This is a genomic window from Streptomyces sp. NPDC088254 (assembly GCF_044740925.1).
Classification (GTDB): domain Bacteria; phylum Actinomycetota; class Actinomycetes; order Streptomycetales; family Streptomycetaceae; genus Streptomyces.
Window position 1 is genome coordinate 80,099 of sequence record NZ_JBIURQ010000010.1, and the last position, 17,468, is coordinate 97,566.

Annotated in this window: 20 protein-coding genes and 1 pseudogene; 10 read left to right on the forward strand and 11 right to left on the reverse strand. The window is 71.3% G+C overall.

The features are described 5' to 3' along the window. Positions 1-116: 116 nt before the first annotated feature. On the reverse strand, positions 117-677 hold the full coding sequence (locus ACIOC0_RS27405; protein ID WP_402158332.1) for a hypothetical protein: 561 nt from the start codon (positions 675-677) through the stop codon (positions 117-119). 150 nt (positions 678-827) lie between these two features. Then, positions 828-2,471, reverse strand: coding sequence for a glycoside hydrolase family 20 protein (locus ACIOC0_RS27410; protein WP_402158717.1), 1,644 nt, complete (start codon positions 2,469-2,471; stop codon positions 828-830). Between the two features lie 214 nt (positions 2,472-2,685). Here ACIOC0_RS27410 and ACIOC0_RS27415 point away from each other — a divergent pair, with 214 nt between their 5' ends. The 5 genes from ACIOC0_RS27415 to ACIOC0_RS27435 all read left to right on the forward strand — a co-directional run bounded on the left by ACIOC0_RS27415 (position 2,686) and on the right by ACIOC0_RS27435 (position 6,917). Next, positions 2,686-3,246, forward strand: coding sequence for a 2-oxo-4-hydroxy-4-carboxy-5-ureidoimidazoline decarboxylase (locus ACIOC0_RS27415; protein ID WP_402158335.1), 561 nt, complete (start codon positions 2,686-2,688; stop codon positions 3,244-3,246). A 258-nt stretch (positions 3,247-3,504) separates the two neighbouring features. Then, a complete protein-coding gene (gene sdhC / locus ACIOC0_RS27420; protein WP_130441295.1) occupies positions 3,505-3,885 on the forward strand; it encodes a succinate dehydrogenase, cytochrome b556 subunit in 381 nt (126 codons plus the stop codon). 5 nt (positions 3,886-3,890) lie between these two features. Further along, positions 3,891-4,373, forward strand: coding sequence for a succinate dehydrogenase hydrophobic membrane anchor subunit (locus tag ACIOC0_RS27425; protein ID WP_130441293.1), 483 nt, complete (start codon positions 3,891-3,893; stop codon positions 4,371-4,373). A 19-nt stretch (positions 4,374-4,392) separates the two neighbouring features. Continuing rightward, complete coding sequence (gene sdhA / locus ACIOC0_RS27430; RefSeq protein WP_402158337.1) at positions 4,393-6,147, forward strand: succinate dehydrogenase flavoprotein subunit; 1,755 nt, start codon at positions 4,393-4,395, stop codon at positions 6,145-6,147. Continuing rightward, positions 6,147-6,917: a succinate dehydrogenase iron-sulfur subunit gene (locus tag ACIOC0_RS27435; RefSeq protein WP_351095267.1), complete on the forward strand. Its 771-nt coding sequence runs from the start codon at positions 6,147-6,149 to the stop codon at positions 6,915-6,917. Before sdhA ends, ACIOC0_RS27435 begins: the two co-directional genes overlap by 1 nt. Positions 6,918-6,995: 78 nt before the next feature. Here ACIOC0_RS27435 and ACIOC0_RS27440 read toward each other — a convergent pair whose 3' ends face one another. From ACIOC0_RS27440 to ACIOC0_RS27450, 3 genes are all read right to left on the reverse strand, one after another. Further along, positions 6,996-7,259 carry a TM2 domain-containing protein gene (locus tag ACIOC0_RS27440; RefSeq protein WP_351095269.1) on the reverse strand — a complete coding sequence of 88 codons (264 nt, stop codon included), beginning with the start codon at positions 7,257-7,259 and terminating at the stop codon, positions 6,996-6,998. A 203-nt stretch (positions 7,260-7,462) separates the two neighbouring features. Continuing rightward, positions 7,463-7,864 carry a DUF2752 domain-containing protein gene (locus tag ACIOC0_RS27445; protein ID WP_402158718.1) on the reverse strand — a complete coding sequence of 134 codons (402 nt, stop codon included), beginning with the start codon at positions 7,862-7,864 and terminating at the stop codon, positions 7,463-7,465. Between the two features lie 58 nt (positions 7,865-7,922). Then, entirely contained in the window at positions 7,923-8,351 is a 429-nt protein-coding gene (locus tag ACIOC0_RS27450) for a TM2 domain-containing protein (protein WP_402158340.1), read from the reverse strand. Positions 8,352-8,503: 152 nt separating this feature from the next. Here ACIOC0_RS27450 and ACIOC0_RS27455 point away from each other — a divergent pair, with 152 nt between their 5' ends. From ACIOC0_RS27455 to ACIOC0_RS27470, 4 genes are all read left to right on the forward strand, one after another. Then, positions 8,504-8,911, forward strand: a complete 408-nt coding sequence (locus ACIOC0_RS27455; RefSeq protein WP_402158342.1) for a VOC family protein — start codon at positions 8,504-8,506, stop codon at positions 8,909-8,911. Between the two features lie 135 nt (positions 8,912-9,046). Continuing rightward, positions 9,047-9,451, forward strand: coding sequence for a hypothetical protein (locus ACIOC0_RS27460; protein WP_130441281.1), 405 nt, complete (start codon positions 9,047-9,049; stop codon positions 9,449-9,451). Positions 9,452-9,456: 5 nt separating this feature from the next. Then, positions 9,457-9,966 carry a thiol-disulfide oxidoreductase DCC family protein gene (locus ACIOC0_RS27465; RefSeq protein ID WP_402158719.1) on the forward strand — a complete coding sequence of 170 codons (510 nt, stop codon included), beginning with the start codon at positions 9,457-9,459 and terminating at the stop codon, positions 9,964-9,966. Between the two features lie 11 nt (positions 9,967-9,977). After that, positions 9,978-10,772, forward strand: a complete 795-nt coding sequence (locus ACIOC0_RS27470; RefSeq protein WP_402158344.1) for a TetR/AcrR family transcriptional regulator — start codon at positions 9,978-9,980, stop codon at positions 10,770-10,772. Between the two features lie 37 nt (positions 10,773-10,809). Here ACIOC0_RS27470 and ACIOC0_RS27475 read toward each other — a convergent pair whose 3' ends face one another. From ACIOC0_RS27475 to ACIOC0_RS27495, 5 genes and pseudogenes are all read right to left on the reverse strand, one after another. Further along, positions 10,810-11,217: an ATP-binding protein gene (locus ACIOC0_RS27475; protein WP_402158346.1), complete on the reverse strand. Its 408-nt coding sequence runs from the start codon at positions 11,215-11,217 to the stop codon at positions 10,810-10,812. 90 nt (positions 11,218-11,307) lie between these two features. Next, complete coding sequence (locus ACIOC0_RS27480; RefSeq protein ID WP_402158348.1) at positions 11,308-12,861, reverse strand: ABC transporter substrate-binding protein; 1,554 nt, start codon at positions 12,859-12,861, stop codon at positions 11,308-11,310. Between the two features lie 189 nt (positions 12,862-13,050). Next, positions 13,051-13,254, reverse strand: a pseudogene (locus tag ACIOC0_RS27485) (SDR family NAD(P)-dependent oxidoreductase); the annotation flags it as partial. A gap of 143 nt (positions 13,255-13,397) precedes the next feature. Continuing rightward, positions 13,398-14,672: a metallophosphoesterase gene (locus ACIOC0_RS27490; RefSeq protein ID WP_402158350.1), complete on the reverse strand. Its 1,275-nt coding sequence runs from the start codon at positions 14,670-14,672 to the stop codon at positions 13,398-13,400. Between the two features lie 39 nt (positions 14,673-14,711). Continuing rightward, the gene (locus tag ACIOC0_RS27495; protein ID WP_402158353.1) at positions 14,712-14,951 is read right to left on the reverse strand and encodes an SCO4848 family membrane protein; all 240 of its coding nucleotides are present in this window, start codon (positions 14,949-14,951) and stop codon (positions 14,712-14,714) included. 91 nt (positions 14,952-15,042) lie between these two features. Between ACIOC0_RS27495 and ACIOC0_RS27500 the strand changes: the two genes are divergently transcribed. Beyond that, positions 15,043-16,431 carry a D-alanyl-D-alanine carboxypeptidase family protein gene (locus ACIOC0_RS27500; RefSeq protein WP_402158355.1) on the forward strand — a complete coding sequence of 463 codons (1,389 nt, stop codon included), beginning with the start codon at positions 15,043-15,045 and terminating at the stop codon, positions 16,429-16,431. Here ACIOC0_RS27500 and ACIOC0_RS27505 read toward each other — a convergent pair. Continuing rightward, positions 16,385-17,338 carry a YihY/virulence factor BrkB family protein gene (locus ACIOC0_RS27505; RefSeq protein WP_402158357.1) on the reverse strand — a complete coding sequence of 318 codons (954 nt, stop codon included), beginning with the start codon at positions 17,336-17,338 and terminating at the stop codon, positions 16,385-16,387. The two genes, ACIOC0_RS27500 and ACIOC0_RS27505, sit on opposite strands and share 47 nt — an antisense overlap. Positions 17,339-17,468 lie beyond the last annotated feature (130 nt).

Here is a 17,468-nt window from a genome sequence, read left to right on the forward strand (position 1 = left end):
CGTCACCGGGTCGAGCGCCCGGACGCGGGTGTTTTCCCGGACCGGTGCAGGACCACCCCGCCTCCCCCGCAGCACGCCCACACGACGCCCATAGGCAGCGCGTGCCTCGGGAAACCTCAGCCCGCGGCGCGGGCCCGGCGGGAGATCGCGGCGCGCAGGACGCGGCGGCCCTCCGTGGTGAGGCCCAGGGCCTGCCGCAGGCCGCCCGCGCCGTGTGCGGCGAGGACCTCCAGGACGGTGAGCTGGCGGCGCAGCTCGGCGGCGGCGAGCGGGGGCATGCCCTCGGTGTCGCCGGCGCGGCGCGCGTCGAGCGGGGTCGGGTCGTCGGCCGGGTCGAGGAGCCGGTGGATGCCGAGGGAGGCGACCGAGCAGGCCTCGGCCCACTCCCGCAGCGCGGCGGCGGAGCGCCCGGCGGGAGCCGTGTCGAGCATGCGCCGCGCCAGCCGCACGGGCTCGTCGCCGGAGTCCGCGTCGGAGCCGGAGTCCAGTTTCGCCCGCACCTGCTCGACCAGCGCGCCCCAGCCCGCCGGGTCGGAGTCGTCGGTGAGGTTCGCCCACAGCGGGCGCAGGATCTCGTCGTCGCCGCCCAGCAGCGGCACGCACCGATCCAAACAAGCCAGTCCGCTCGCCGCCAGGCCGCGATCGTCCGCCGTGGCGATGAGGTCCACCACGCTCATGCACGCCTCCCTCCCCCGGGCTCATCCTTACGGAGCCCGCAGTTCCCCTCACTGCGTGCGACAGTCAGGGAGTGTCAAAGGGTGCACGGCAAAACGGATCAACGCAAGGATTCAGCCACGATCACCCTGCGCCGATCCGCTGAGGCCCCGTCAGCCCAGCCGGTTCGCCAGCGCCTTGAACTGGGTCCAGGACAGCTTCGGCGCGCCCGGGTCCCACAGCTTCTGGACGGTCGCCCGCAGCGGCATCCGGATGCCGGCCGCGACCTGGTCCTGCGTCTGGGAGTTCGCGAGGTCGCACCAGACGGCGAAGGTCCCGCCGAGTATCCGGCCGTCGTACTTCGCGGGCACCGCCGTGCTGCCGCGCAGCACCCGCGGGGTCCACTGCTCGTAGATCCGCTGCCCCGTCGGGTAGACGAAGGTCTGGGGCTCGCCGAGGACGTAGTACAGGTACTCGTCGTTGTAGTTGATCACCTTGCGGCCGGTGCTCAGGTAGGCGAGGGGCTGCCGGGCGCCGATCTCCTTGCCGGTCCAGTAGGCGGCCTCCAGGTCGCCGGCGGCCTTCACCGTCGTCTGCCGGAAGAAGCCGTCGTTCCACACCCGCATGGTCCGGTCGTGGGCGCGGACGGTGTCGGCGCGGGCGTTCAGCCAGCCGGTGGCGAGGTCGGCGACCCCCGCGCCGGGGCCGTAGGCCTTGCGGGCGGCGGCGGCGAGCTGCGGGTAGGAGGCCTCGGGGTCGGACACGGTCAGGGCCTGGTACTCGTCACCGCCGAGGTGCCACTGCGCTCCCGGGAACAGTCCGGCGAACTCGTTCAGCAGGTCGTCCAGGAGGGCGGCGGAGGCGGGCTTGGAGATGTCGATCGCCCCGCGGGTGGCCGTGCCCCGAACGTTGCGCAGTTGCAGCTCGGGGTGGGCGGCGAGGACCGCGCCCAGATGGCCGGGCGAGTCGATCTCGGGGACGACGGTGATGTGCCGGCTCGCCGCGAGGTCGACGATCCGCTTGACCTGCGCCTTGGTGAGGTGCTTGGCGGAGACGATCTCGGGGTGGGTGTCGGACTGGATCCGGAAGGCCTGGTCGTCGGAGAAGTGCAGCCCGATCTCGTTGTACTTCAGGTCGCCCAGCTCGCGTACCCGGTCCTCGATCCAGTCGGGCGTGAAGTTCTTGCGGGCGATGTCGAGCATGAACCCGCGCCGCGGCTTGGCCGGCTCGTCGCGGACGACGCCCTCGGGGGCCGTGCCGCCGCCGTGCACCTCCTGCTTCAGCGTGCGCGTGCCGTAGAACACCCCTGCGTCGGACGGCCCGCTGACGGTCACCTGCCCGCCCCGCACGGTCATGGTGTACGACTCCGGGTTCGCGCCCGCGCCCTTGTTCCGCGTCAGCCGCAGGTCCCCCGCGCGGGTGTCGCCCCGTACGCCCGCGTACGTCATCTTCAGCTCGCCGGCTATCAGCTTCCCCTCGTCGGCGAGGCCCGCGTCGCCCACCACCACGCGGTGACCGGCGGCCGGACGCCAGCCGGGGCCGCGCTCGGCGGTGTGCGAGCGGACCGCGGGTATGGTCCGCGGCGGCTGCGAGAGCGGGTACGAACGGCTGGGCGACGGGCTCGCGGCCGCCGCGGGGCCGCCTGCGGACCTGCCGCCGGCCGCCTTGCCGCCGCCCGGGGCCGGGCTGTCGCCGCCGGTCCGCCGCGCCGCCGCTCCGGCCGGTGCTCCGTCGTCCCCGTCGCCGGAGGCCCACACGCCCACCCCGGCTCCCAGGACGACGACGAGACCGCCGGCCAACAGGGCCCGCCGCGTCACTTTCTGCGGGTTCTTCTCCGGCGCCCTGCGCCGGTGCCTGTGCCTGCTCACTCCGCCAACCTACGACCCGAGCACGGGTCAAGCGCGCCGAAGGGGTCTACTCCCGATTCCGAAACTCTCCCGTGCGGGTGAAATTCGGGCATCTCTCGGACAGGTCATGACCACTCTCGATAACGTGGTCACACCATTCACAAGATCCCCTGACATCTCACACGTGACGCGAGGACCCACGCTGTCTGCGCACCGTATCTCCCGCCTCCCGGGCGGCGTCGCCATACCGGCGCTCCCCGAGCAGACCCGTATGCCCTCGCCCGCCCTGGACAGGTTCAACGGGGCGCCGGACGACGAGGCCCGCCGCACCCTCCTGACCGTCCTGCACAGCCCGCGCTGGGCCCGCAGCGTCGCGGACCACCGCCCTTACCCCACGTCGGACGCCCTGCTGGCCGCGTCCGACGAGGCGGCGTACGACCTGACCCCGGCCGACCTGGCGGAAGCCCTGGCCGCGGAGGCCCTCCCCGCCCTCCCGGCCGACGCCTACGGAGCCGCCCACACCGCCCTCAGCGCGGCCCACGCCGCCTACGAGTCCCGCTTCGGCCACGCCTTCGTCCTCTACCTCGGCGACACGCCTCCGGCGGAGACCCCCGACCGCATCCTGGAACAGATCCGGTCACGATGGACTAACGATCCGGAGAAGGAGCGGGAGGTGGCGGCAGAGCAACTCCGCCGCCTGGCGAGGCATCGTCTGATGACCCACCTCAGGGGCGCGGGGCTGTAATCGATGTGCGGCTACCACCTCGTGCGCGCGACCAGCAGCCACGGCGCACCCGAAGTCGGCGGATAACCGAACAAACCACCCCCGCCGCCGCCGACGGTTCACCCGAACGCGTGCCACTTTGATCACACCGCGAGACCCCCGCTCAGCGCCGCAGGCACACGTCGCTACGATGCTGGGGGCCGGTGGACCGTACCCGGCCGGGCCCGACCGACAGCACAAGCCGGCAGGCCCCGATACCCCGCTCCCGGAGGGACTTCCGTGCCGGCTGGAACGCTGTACCGCGGCCGGGAAGGAATGTGGTCCTGGGTGGCTCACCGAGTCACCGGCGTCCTCATCTTCTTCTTCCTGTTCGTACACGTGCTGGACACCGCACTCGTGCGTGTCTCCCCCGAGGACTACGACAAGGTCGTAGCCACGTACAAGACGCCGATCGTGGCCGTGCTGGAGTACGGCCTCGTCGCCGCCATCCTCTTCCACGCGCTGAACGGCCTGCGTGTCATCGCCGTCGACTTCTGGTCGAAGGGCCCGCGCTACCAGAAGCAGATGCTCTGGACCGTCGTGGGCATCTGGGTCGTGCTGATGCTCGGGGCGATCTACCCCGTCCTCGGCCACGCCGCTCGTGAAGTCCTCGGGAGCTGAGACAGATGGCGACCACTGAAACCACCGCTTCCGGCATCGGCCCCGTCGAGGGCGGTTCCGGCTACAGCGTCGACAACCCGGCCCCGCTGATCGAGGCCCCGCGCAAGCGCACCAAGAAGTCCCCGAAGTCGACCCGGGGCAACTTCGAGATGGCCGCGTGGCTGTTCATGCGCCTGTCCGGCGTGGTGCTCGTCGTGCTGGTCATCGGTCACCTGCTCATCCAGCTGGTGCTGGACGGCGGCGTCTCGAAGATCGGCTTCGCCTTCGTGGCCGGCCGCTGGGCGTCCCCGTTCTGGCAGGTCTGGGACCTGCTGATGCTGTGGCTGGCCATGCTGCACGGAGCGAACGGTCTGCGCACGGTCATCAACGACTACGCGGAGCGCGCGAACACCCGGCTGTGGCTCAAGGGCCTGCTCTACACCGCCACGGTGTTCACCATCCTGCTGGGCACGCTGGTGATCTTCACCTTCGACCCGAACATCCGCTAGGCACGGGGCTGCGAGAATCATGAAGATCCACAAGTACGACACCGTCATCGTCGGCGCCGGTGGCGCGGGCATGCGCGCGGCCATCGAGTCGACGAAGCGCAGCCGCACCGCGGTCCTGACGAAGCTCTACCCCACCCGCTCCCACACGGGCGCCGCGCAGGGCGGCATGGCCGCCGCGCTGGCCAACGTGGAGGAGGACAACTGGGAGTGGCACACCTTCGACACGGTCAAGGGCGGTGACTACCTGGTCGACCAGGACGCCGCCGAGATCCTGGCGAAGGAGGCCATCGACTCCGTCCTCGACCTGGAGAAGATGGGCCTGCCGTTCAACCGGACCCCGAACGGCACCATCGACCAGCGCCGCTTCGGCGGCCACAGCCGCAACCACGGCGAGGCCCCGGTCCGCCGCTCCTGCTACGCGGCCGACCGCACCGGTCACATGATCCTCCAGACGCTGTACCAGAACTGCGTCAAGGAGGGCGTGGAGTTCTTCAACGAGTTCTACGTCCTGGACCAGCTGATCACCGAGGTCGACGGCGTCAAGAAGTCGGCCGGCGTCGTGGCGTACGAGCTGGCGACCGGCGAGATCCACATTTTCCAGGCGAAGGCCGTGATCTACGCCTCCGGCGGCACCGGCAAGTTCTTCAAGGTGACGTCGAACGCGCACACCCTGACCGGTGACGGTCAGGCGGCCGTGTACCGGCGCGGGCTGCCGCTGGAGGACATGGAGTTCTTCCAGTTCCACCCGACCGGCATCTGGCGCATGGGCATCCTGCTGACGGAGGGCGCCCGCGGTGAGGGCGGCATCCTGCGCAACAAGGACGGCGAGCGCTTCATGGAGAAGTACGCGCCGGTCATGAAGGACCTCGCGTCCCGTGACGTCGTCTCCCGCTCGATCTACACCGAGATCCGTGAGGGCCGCGGCTGCGGGCCCGAGGGCGACCACGTCTACCTGGACCTCACCCACCTCCCGCCGGAGCAGCTGGACGCCAAGCTGCCCGACATCACCGAGTTCGCGCGGACCTACCTGGGCATCGAGCCGTACACCGACCCGATCCCGATCCAGCCGACCGCGCACTACGCGATGGGCGGCATCCCGACGAACGTCGAGGGCGAGGTGCTGGCGGACAACACCACCGTCGTGCCCGGCCTGTACGCCGCCGGCGAGGTCGCCTGCGTGTCCGTGCACGGCGCCAACCGTCTGGGCACCAACTCGCTGCTGGACATCAACGTCTTCGGGCGCCGTGCCGGCATCGCCGCCGCGGAGTACTCCCAGAAGGCGGAGTTCGTCGAGCTGCCGGAGAACCCGGAGTCCCTGGTCGTCGAGCAGATCGAGCGGCTGCGCAACTCGACCGGCACCGAGCGGGTGGCGGAGCTGCGCCGCGAGCTCCAGGAGACCATGGACGCCAACGTCATGGTGTTCCGCACCGAGCAGACGATCAAGACGGCCGTCGAGAAGATCGGCGAGCTGCGCGAGCGCTACCGGAACGTGGCGATCCAGGACAAGGGCAAGCGGTTCAACACGGACCTGCTGGAGGCCGTCGAGCTGGGCAACCTGCTGGACCTGGCCGAGGTCATGGCGGTGTCGGCGCTGGCCCGCAAGGAGTCCCGCGGCGGTCACTACCGCGAGGACTACCCCAACCGCGACGACGTCAACTTCATGCGTCACACCATGGCGTACCGCGAGGTCGGCGACGACGGCACCGAGACCGTCCGCCTCGACTACAAGCCGGTCGTCCAGACCCGCTACCAGCCGATGGAGCGTAAGTACTGATGGCAACTCCCGTTCTGGACAAGGCCGAGACCCCCGATTCGGCGTCCGCGGCCTCCCCGTACATCACCGTCACCTTCCGGATCCGCCGGTTCAACCCGGAGGTCTCGGCGGAGGCGACCTGGGAAGACTTCCAGCTGGAGATCGACCCCAAGGAGCGCGTCCTCGACGGTCTGCACAAGATCAAGTGGGACGTCGACGGCACGCTGACCTTCCGCCGCTCCTGCGCCCACGGCATCTGCGGCTCGGACGCGATGCGGATCAACGGCAAGAACCGTCTGGCGTGCAAGACGCTGATCAAGGACATCAACCCGGAGAAGCCGATCACGGTCGAGCCCATAAAGGGCCTGACGGTCCTGAAGGACCTCGTGGTCGACATGGAGCCGTTCTTCCAGGCGTACCGCGACGTGATGCCCTTCCTCATCACGAAGGACACCAACGAGCCGACGCGCGAACGCCTGCAGACGGCGGAGGACCGCGAGCGCTTCGACGACACGACGAAGTGCATCCTCTGCGCGGCCTGCACGTCGTCGTGCCCGGTGTTCTGGAACGACGGGCAGTACTTCGGCCCGGCGGCCATCGTCAACGCGCACCGGTTCATCTTCGACTCGCGTGACGAGGCCGGCGAGCAGCGCCTGGAGATCCTCAACGACCGTGACGGCGTGTGGCGTTGCCGCACGACCTTCAACTGCACGGACGCCTGCCCGCGTGGCATCGAGGTCACCAAGGCGATCCAGGAGGTGAAGCGGGCGCTGATCACGCGCCGCTTCTGAGGCTTCCTCGCCCCGTACACGCCGACGGCCCCGCTCCCGGAACGGAGCGGGGCCGTCGGCGTGTACGGCGGCGGGTGTTCAGCCGCGCAGGACGCGGCCCTGCTTGTCGGTGCGGTCGTTGCTGGTGAGGAACAGGATGCCGTCGATCAGCGACCAGAGGCCGAGACCACCGCAGGTGAGGAGCTGGGCGACGCCCACGCCGACGGAGCCGACGTAGAAGCGGCCGATGCCGAAACCGCCCAGGAAGATCTGGAGGATGCCCGCGACGATCTTCGACTTGTCGGAGTACGGACGGCCCAGCGGGTCGACACCGTAGGGGGCGTCAGGGGTGGGGACGGTCATGGAGAAGCTGCTCCTGGATTCACTGTGAACGGGGACGCCAGGAGGAATGCGACGCGACGTGCGGTCGCGTCGGCCGCGCATGACATGCGAGAACGCCCCCCTGTGAAACCTGAGCCTAGAGAGGCCGATGAGGCCGAAGGGAGGGGCGGGGACCGATCGTTCCTGTTCCGTGATCAAAATCGGCCATGTCCGAGCCGAATCGGTCAGAAAGCGTTGCGTACGACGGTCCAGGTCACGGCGAGGCCGAGCACGACGGCCTGGGCGGGGCGGCCGAGCCGGAGCTGCCGGCGCCGGCCGTGCAGGCCCTCCCACATCCACCGCCCCAGCAGCGCGAGGGCGAACGGCGAGGCGAGCAGCAGGGCACGGTTGTCGAGCCAGGCGCGGGCGAGGTCGCCGTGCATCAGGTCGTAGACCATGCGGGTGCCGCCGCAGGCCGGGCAGAGCAGCCCGGTGACGAACCGGAAGGGGCACCGGGGCAGCAGGTGCCCGCCTTCGTGCGGGTCGGTGACGTACAGATAGGCGGAGCCGGCCGCCCCGGCGGCGAGCACCGCGAGGGGCGCCGCCGCCGGGTGCCGCAGGAGGGAGCCGCGCTCCCGGCCCGCCAGTGCCGCGGCAGGCGACGTTCGTCGCGACGGAGCGGACGTCGTCTGTCGCGGCACTGGGTCAGCCACGCAGGATCCGGCCGTCGGAGTCGGTCTTGTCGTTGCTGGTCAGCAGGATGATGCCGTCGATCAGCGCCCAGATGCCGAGCCCGCCGCAGGTGAAGAGCTGGGCGAGGCCGAGGCCGACGTGGCCGATGTAGAACCGGCCGACGCCGAAGCTGCCCAGGAACAGCTGGAGGATGCCGGCGACGATCTTCGACTTGTCGGAGTAGGGCCGCCCGTAGGGGTCGTAGCCGTAGGGGGCGTTGGGGTCACCGGGGTAGCCGCCGCCGGGGGGCGGGTAGCCGCCCGCGCCGGGGTATCCGCCGGGCGGGGGGTAGCCGGGCGGCTGCTGGCCCTGCTGCGGGTACCCGTAGGGGCCGCCGCCCTGCGGATAGCCGTACCCGGGCTGCTGGGGCGGCTGCTGGGGGTACTGCGGCTGTTCGGACAAGGTGATGTCTCCCGGGACCAGATGATCGGATGTACGGCGCAACAGGTGAGTGCAGGTCATCTTGCAGCAGAAAGGGCGACGGTGAGAAGCCGAGCCCGGAGCACCCTCGGGCAATGACCGGTTCGTGACCGCTGCGACCCTATGGTGACGGTATGTCAGATGATGAGTCGTACGAGCTGCTCGGGTTCGACAACGTACTGCTGCCCGTAGGGGATCTCGGTGAGGCCGTGGACTTCTACGAGCGAGCCGGGTTCGCGGTGGCGTACCGGTTCGACGAGGCCGGCATCGCCCTGCTGAGGGTCGGCGGCGAGACGCCCGGCGTCCTGCTGCGCCAGGAGGACGCCCTGGGGCACCGTCCACCGCCATGGGCCTGCCCGCGCCTGTGGCTGGAGGTGCCGGACGCCCGCGCGGCGGCCCTGCGGCTGGCGTCCGCCGGCATCACCCCGCTGGAGGGGCCGGCCTCCGCGGCCACCGGCTGGACCGTGGAGATCTCCGATCCGTGGGGCAACGTCCTGGGCTTCACCGACTACTCCAAGCGCCCCGAACTGGGCCGGGCTTGAGCTCTGGGCAGCGCGTCCACCCGTCCGCGGGGCGGTGCGTCCGGCATCACTCGCTCTGCGGTTGAACACGTTCAGAAAGAGGTCTACAGTCACCTTGCGACAGTGTTTTGAACGCGTTCAGAAAAGGTGGGGAACATGGATCGCACAGTCATCGCGTACGTCATCTACCTGGTGGTCAGCATCGGTCTGACCATCTGGGTGGCCCGGACCCTCAGCCGCAACGGACGGATCTTCCTCGCCGACGTGCTGCACGGGAACGAGAAGCTCGCCGACGCCGTCAACCACCTCCTGGTGGTCGGCTTCTACCTCGTCAACCTCGGTTTCGTCGCCCTGTACCTGAGCGGGGACGAGACCATCGAGGACACCCGCGGCATCTTCGAGGCCCTGTCGACCAAGCTCGGCGTGGTGCTGCTGGTGCTCGGCGTGATGCACCTGGGCAACGTGTACGTGCTCAACCGGATCCGGCGGCGCGGGGTCATGGAGCGCGAGCAGGTCCCGCCGGTCGCCCCGCAGGGCTGGGCCCCCTCGGCCGGGGCGTGAGCGCGGTGACGGCCCACCGCGCCGCCGACGACCGGGACGCCGCCCGCGTCCCGGTCCGCCGGCTCACCGTGCTCTACGACGCCCACTGCGCCCTGTGCTCCTTCGTGCGCGACTGGTTGGCCCGGCAGCCGCAACTGGTCCCGCTGGATCTGGTCCCGGCCGCCTCCCCGGAGGCCGGCGCCCGCTTCCCCTGGCTCGACCACCGGGCCAGCCTGGAGGAGATCACCGTCGTGGGCGACGGCGGCCAGGTCTACCGGGGTTCCGCCGCCTGGATCGTCACCCTGTGGGCCCTGCGCGAGCACCGTCCGCTCGCCCACCGGCTGAGCACCCCCGCCGGGGCGAAGCTCGCCAAGGGCGCGGTCCTGGCCGCCGCCAAGTGGCGCGGGGCGCGGCGGACGGACACCGGCTGGGGCGGCGGCGTGTACCACTCGGCCGACGGCTGGTCCTTCCACCCGCGCGACGGCTGGTCCTACGCCCCGCCCTCCTGTGCCGACGGCGCGTGCGCCGATGACTAGGCTTTCCTTCCGTGTCCGCGAAGAACGAAGGCCCCGCTGAGGGCGCCGCCCCGTCCGAGCCCGCCGAGCCCTTCGAGGGAGCCGAGGGGGCCGAGGGGGCCGCACGGTCCAAGTCCGAGCAGACCCGCGCGCTGATCCTGGAGACCGCGATGCGGCTGTTCCAGGAGCGCGGCTACGACAAGACGACGATGCGGGCCATCGCCCAGGAGGCCGGCGTCTCCGTGGGGAACGCCTACTACTACTTCGCGGGCAAGGAGCACCTGATCCAGGGCTTCTACGACCGGCTCGCCGCCGAGCACCGGGTGGCGATCCAGGACGTGCTGGCCCGGGAGACGAGCCTGGAGGCGCGGCTCGCGGGCGTGCTGCGGGTCTGGCTGGACGTGGCCACGCCGTACCACGAGTTCGCCGTGCAGTTCTTCAAGAACGCCGCCGACCCGGACAGCCCGCTCAGCCCCTTCTCCCCGGAGTCGGAGCACGCGCGCCTGGAGGCGATCTCCGTCCACCGGCAGGTGCTCGCCGGGTCCAAGGCGAAGGTGCCGGAGGAACTGCGGGAGGTGCTGCCCGAGTTGATGTGGCTCTCCCAGATGGGGCTCGTCCTGTACTGGATCTTCGACCGTACGGAGGGGCGTGAGCGCAGCTACCGGCTCGCGGAGCGGGGCGCGCGCCTCACCGCGCGCGGGGTGACGCTGTCCCGGTTCCGGGTGCTGCGGCCGCTCGTCCACGAGGTGCACGAGCTGTTCACGGACTTCCTGCCGGGGATGACGAGGGCCCTGCCGGACCCGGCGAAGAAGCGGAACGAGTCGTAGGCCACGCGGGTCCGCCGGCCTCGCCGGGGGCTTTCCGTCAGGGCTCGTCGGCGGTGAGCACCAGCGCCCACACCGTCTTGCCGTGCCGGCCCCGGCTCCACACCCCCCACGCCGCCGCGACGTGCTCCACCAGGTGCAGCCCGCGGCCGTGCTCGTCCCACTCGGAGACCGTGCGGGGGCGCGGCTCGTGACGGCCCTCGTCCGAGACCTCGATGAGGCAGGACCCGTCCGCGAGGGCCGTCACGGCGACCTCGAACTCCCGCTCCCGCAGCAGCCCGTGGCGTACGACGTTGGTCGCCAGCTCGGACACCAGCAGCAGGGCGTCACCGAGGGCAGGGTCGTTGGGGCCGTGGCCCCACTGGGCCAGATGGTCCCGCACCCGGCGCCGGGCGAGGCCGACGGACGCCGGGTGCCGCGGCAGCCGGAAGGAGTTGCGTCTCAGCACGTCTGCTCCTCACACACCTCCGCCACCAGGACCCGCGTCGGGTGACTGCCCGGTGTGCGGCGGACGCATGCGGACGCACGGCTGCCGGAGTCAGATCCAGTTCAGCTTCCACAGCCGGAACACGCCGTCGCCGTCCGCCAGATACTGGCCGCCGCCGACGTCCGCGCTGGTCAGGACGTACTCCTTGCGTTGCCACAGCGGGACGACCGGCACGTCCTCGGCGATGAACTTCTGGAGTTCGCGGAAGTCGTCGAAGACACGGCTCCGGTCGGCGTAGCGGCGGCTGTTCTTGATGAAGCCGTCGACCGGCTTGCTGCTGTAGCCCGTGTTCATGGTGGAGCCGGTGCCGACGAGCGGGGCGGCGAAGGTGTCCGGGTCGGGATAGTCGGCGACCCAGCCGACGGCGTACGCGTCGAGCTTGCCGGTCGCCCACCGCTTCTGGAAGTCGGTCCACTCGTAACCCTTGACGGTCACCCTGAACAGGCCGGAGGCCTCCAGCTGCCGCTTGATCTCCCTGGCCTCCTGCTCGGCCGCGCCGCTGCCGAGTCCGTAGCCGTAGGTGAAGGCGACGGGGACGCCGACGCCGGCCTGCTGGAGCAGCGTGCGCGCCTTCTGGGGGTTCTGGTCCGGGTAGGCGTCGAAGAAGGAGGTGGTGTGGCCGGTGATGCCGGTCGGGATCAGTGAGAACAGCGGGTCGACGGTGCCGTGGTACACGGAGTTCGCCAGATGCTCGCGGTCGATCAGCCAGGCCGCCGCCTTGCGGACGGCCGCCTGGCGCAGGGGGGAGCCGGCGCGGGTGTTGAAGTACAGGTTGCGGGTCTCGGAGCTGTCGGCCTCGGTGACGCGCTGGTCCGGGTCGCTGCTGTTCAGGGCGGCGAGGACGTCCGGCGGCAGCTGGCGGGTGGCGGCGTCGAGCTCCTTGGCCTTCCACGCCCGGTCGAGGGCCTCGGGGTCGGCGTAGTACCGCAGTCGCACGGGTCGTCCGGTGCTGACCGCGCCGTGGTAGCGGGAGTTGGGGGTGAGCTCGGCGCGCTTGCCCTTGATGTAGCCGGTGAGTGTGTACGGCCCGGTGCCGTCGACCTGGTCGCCGGTGCGCAGGGCGTCCGCCGGGTAGCGCTCGCGGTCGACGATCGAGCCGGCGCCGGTGGCCACCTTGAACGGGAACGTGGCGTCCGGGGCGGACAGGTGGAAGGTGACGGTGTCGCCCTGGGCGTCCACCGACTTCAGGGTGGACAGCAGGGTCGCGGGGCCGACCTCGGCGTCGATCTTCTTCACCCGGTCGAAGGAGTACTTCACGTCCTCGGCGGTCAGCTCGCGGCCGCTGGGGAAGGTGAGGTCGTCGCGGAGGCGGCACCGGTAGGTGGTGAGGCCGCCGGCGGTGAACGCGCAGCTCTCGGCCGCGTCGGGGACCGGTGTCGTGCCGCCCGGCTCGTACGTCAGCAGCGACTGGAAGACGTTGCTGAACAGGGCCCAGGAACCGGCGTCGTAGGCGCCGGCCGGGTCCAGCGAGGTGACGGTGTCCGTCGTGCCGACCCGTATCGCCTTGCCCGGGCCGCCCCGGGCGGGCAGTAACTGCCAGCCGCCCACCGCGACCGCCGCGAGCACCGACGACGTGACCAGGATGCGCATGCGAACCGAGCGCATGGGTGTGCCCTGCCCTCCCCGGGCCCGTACGCCCGGCACATGAAAAGTGCCGCTCCCCTTGGCGGCGGGCTCACCTAACCACACCGGTTTCGGCCGGGGGAAGGGATCGGGCGGAGATGAGAAAGTACTTGCCGACCGGTTGTTTCAGCCGGGTTTCACAAGCCCTCCCCCCGGCGTTGCGGTCGCCGACGAGACGTCGCAGACGACACCGATCGCCCGCCCGCCGGCGGCGGTGATCTTTCCGGCCGCGTCGCGGACGGCGTCGTGGTCGAGGTCGGCCAGGACCACGGCGGCCCCGGAGTCGGCGACGGCGCGGGAGGCGGCCAGGCCCATGCCGGACGCGGCGCCGGTGACGCGGGCCGCCTGCCCGGAGAAGTCGTAGGTGGGGTTCACGGTGTTCTCCCGTCGGATCGGGAAGGTCCCGCAACCCGCCGGGGCACTGGGCCCCGGGCGGGGCGGCTTGCCCGGCCACCGTCCCGCGCCGCGCGGACGCATGCCAGGCCCTGTCAGGGCCCCCTCGCACCGCCGGTGCGGGTTCAGGCGTCGGGTGACGCCAGTTGGAGCAGGGTGATGTCCGAGGGCGCGCCCACTCGGGTGGGCGGGCCCCAGGCGCCGGCGCCTCGGGAGACGTAGAGCTGCGTGTCGCCGTAGCGTTCCAGACCCGCCACCGTGGGGTTCGCGGCGGCGGCGATGATGCTGCCGGGCCAGAGCTGGCCGCCGTGGGTGTGGCCGGAGAGCTGGAGGTCGACGCCGTGCTCGACGGCGTCGTGGATCTGCACGGGCTGGTGGGCGAGGAGCACACACGCGCGTGCGGTGTCCCGGTCGCCGAGCGCCTTGCCGAAGTCGGGGCCGTGGCCCTCGCTCTCGCCCGCCACGTCGTTGACGCCGGCCAGGTCGAACCACGGCAGTTCCGTACGCGCGTTCTCCAGCGGCAGCAGGCCCAGGCGACGCACCTCCTCCACCCACTGTTCGGCGCCGGAGAAGTACTCGTGGTTGCCGGTGACGAAGAAGCTTCCGTGACGGGCCTTCAGCCCGGCGAGCGGCGCGGCGGCCGGGCCGAGGTCCTTGACGCTGCCGTCGACCAGGTCGCCGACGACGGCGATCAGGTCCGGCTGGGTGCCGTTGATCGTGTCGACGACCTTCCGGGCGAAGTCCCGGCCGAGGACGGGCCCCAGGTGGATGTCGCTGACGACGGCGATCCGGTAACCGTGCGCCGCGCGCGGCAGCTTGGCCAGCGGGACGGTGACCCGCTTCACCCTCGGCCCCCGCAGCACGCCGTACGTGCCGTAGCCGACGGTCCCGACGGCGGCTGCCGCCGCGGCCCCGCCGACGACCCGGGAGACGAACAGACGCCTCGAGGGCGCGGGAGGCTCAGGGGACGCGGGCGGCGCGGGAGGGGCGGGAGGGGCCGGGTCCTCGGCGGGCGCGAGTGCGGGCGCCGTCACGACGGCGGGGGTTGCGGCGGGGGCCGTCCGCTCGGACATGCGGTCGCGTCGTTCCAGGTAACGGCGCAGCAGGGGGCGTACCGCCTCGCCGGCGAGGACGCCCAGCAGCAGGTACACCGACAGCGCCAGCCACAGGAAGCCGGGCCAGGCGAGGGCCTGCTGGAGCGGGAAGGGGGCGCCGGTGCGCTCGGCGACGAGGGCGCCGACGGCCATGGCCCAGCCGCCCGCGATGAGGGCCGCGCCACCGCGGCGGACCCAGCCGGGAGCACGGGTGGTGTCCCGGAACAGCCGCCGCCACACGTACCAGTTGGCCGTCCCGACGACGGCCAGGACGGCCAGGGCGAGCAGCACGAAAAGGATGGCCACGGTGTCTTGGTCCCCGCTGTCTGCTGTGGTCGGTGGCGACTATGACGTTCGACGCAGCGCGCGCAGTCCGCGCAACCCGATGACGCCGATGACCGTCCCCAATACGAAGGAGACGACGGCCAGCAGCAGATGCACCCAGAAGTACGCCGTGGGGTCGCCGTCCTCGAACGCCAGCCCGCTGGCGTCCTTGATGAGGTTTTTGACGAAAGTGATCCAGATGACCCAGCTCCACACCCCGAAGGCGAGCAGGAACCAGGACACGGGGCGGCTGAGCTTCATGCCTTCAGTATCGCCGCACGATGTCCGGTTCCGTGCCCGGGGTGGGGAGGGCCGCGGGACTTCGCCCCGTCGGACAGGTACGTTCTGCGTCGTGCCCGCACCCTTGATGCAGACCGTCAGGCGATCCCTGCTGGTCACCTCAGCGACCCTCGCGTCCCTCGCGCTGACCGCGCCCGTGTCCCTGGCGGCCCCGCCGATCCCTTCGCCGTCCGCGCCCGCCTACCCGTCCGCGGGGGCTTCGCCGTCCGCGGGGGTCTCCCCGTCCGCGGGGGCTTCGCCGTCTGCGGGGGCCTCACCGTCGAAGGGTGCGACGGCCACTCCCCCGGCGGGCATGTCGACCGTGGGCGGCGTGCGGCTCGGGCAGGCCGGGACGCAGGTCGACCTGGCGGGCGGCGCCCCGGTGCTGCCGAAGGACGTGACCGCACGGTCGTGGATCGTCGCGGACGCCGAGTCCGGCGAAGTGCTCGCCGCGCACAACGCGCACTGGCGGCTGGCCCCGGCGAGCACGCTGAAGATGCTGTTCGCGGACACCGTGCTGCCACGCTTCCCCGGGACCGCGCGGCACAAGGTCACCCCGAAGGACCTGGAAGGCCTCGGCCCCGGCTCCAGCGTGGTCGGGATAAAGGAGAACGAGACCTACTCGGTCCACGACCTCTGGCTGGGCGTGTTCCTGATGTCCGGCAACGACGCCGTGCGCGTCCTGTCGGCGATGAACGGCGGCGTCGGCCCGACGGTGGCGGCCATGAACGAGCACGCCGAGGAACTCCAGGCCCTCGACACGCACGTGGTCTCCCCCGACGGCTACGACGCCTCGGGCCAGGTGTCCTCGGCGTACGACCTGACGCTGATCGCCCGCTCCGGGCTGCAGAAGAAGGACTTCCGGGAGTACTGCTCGACCGTGCGGGCCGCGTTCCCGGGCGAGACGAAGAAGGACAAGAAGGGCAAGACCACCCGCGGCACCTTCGAGATCCAGAACACCAACCGGCTGCTGCGCGGCGACTACGACATCTCGCAGTACCCGGGCATCGCCGGCGTCAAGAACGGCAACACCACCAACGCGGGCGCCACCTTCACCGGGGTCGCCGAGCGGGGCGGCCGGGTGCTGCTGGTCACCGTCATGAACCCGGAGAAGAGCGCCCACAACGAGGTCTACAAGGAGACAGCCGCCCTGTTCGACTGGGGTTTCCAGGCGGCCGGCAAGGTGCGGCCGGTCGGCGAGCTGGTCCCGCCGAAGGGCGCCGCGCAGTCCAGCACCCAGCCCTCGAAGGGGACCGGCGAGGACTCTGCGGCGACCGGAGGGGCCGGCGGCCCGGGCGACGAGTCCGCGAAGCCGGTGGCCGGCGCGGTGACCGGGAAGGGCGCCGGCGGCGTCGGCGTCGCGATGGCGATCACCGGCGGGGTGCTGGTGCTTCTGGCGGGCGCCGCGTACCTGGTCAACCGCCGGTGGCCGCTGCCGGACCTGGTGCGCCTCCGCCGCTGACCTCACCGGTGCCGGCGCTTGCGTCGTCGTGCGCGGCCTCGTGGCGCTCCCCGTCCGCCTCCTTGGCGGGCGTCGCCGTCCACGAGGCGCTGAACAGGACGAGTTTCGCGGTGAAGTTGATCCACAGCAGCAGGGCGATGGGCACGCCGAACGCGCCGTACATGCTCTTCGTGGCGACGCCCTGCATATAGCCGCTGAGCAGCAGCTTCAGCAGTTCGAAGCCGACCGCGCCGGTCAGCGCGGCCACGAACAGGCGGTGGCGGCTCGGTTCGACGCCGGGCAGCAGGGTGAGGACGTACAGGAGCAGCAGGAAGTCCGCGAGGACGGCGACGAGGAACGCGACGACGTGCAGCAGCACGCCGCCCCAGCCGCCCTCGTCGATGCCGAGCTGCCGGGTGATCCACCCGACCATCGCGGAGGCGACCGCGGAGGCGGCGAGGGTGAGGAGGACCGCGCCGCCGAGGCCGAGGAGGATGCCGAGGTCCTTGGCCTTGCGCAGGACGGGGTTCTCCTCCTCGTCCGGCAGCTCCCAGACGGCGCGCAGGCATTCGCGCGTCGAGCCCGCCCAGCCGACGCCGGTGAACAGCAGCGCGGCGGCGGCGATGAGGCCGACGGTGCCGGCGTTCTGCACCAGGCCGTCGATGTCCAGCTGGTCGGAGATGCCGGGCACCTGCTCGGCGAGCTTGTCCTGGAGCTCGCCCTGCCGCTCGGCGCCCAGTGTGGCGGCGGCGATCGTGGCGGCCAGCGTCAGCAGCGGGAAGAGCGCGACGAAGCTGGTGAACGTCATCGCGGCGGCCAGCCGGGTCCACTTCACCCGGTCGAGCCGTTCGTAGGACCGCCACGCGTGCGTGAGCATCGCGCGCGTGACGAGCGGCCCGATCCCGGGGAGCTTTTTCAGCCAGTCCATACTCCGACTCTGCCCTCGCGGATCCGGCCGATGCTCCCCGATCGGCAGCGATACGCCTGGAGTGGCCCGCGGGGTCAGGACGCGCCGCACACCGAACGACATCCCACTAATCACCCGTTTCGGGTATCAC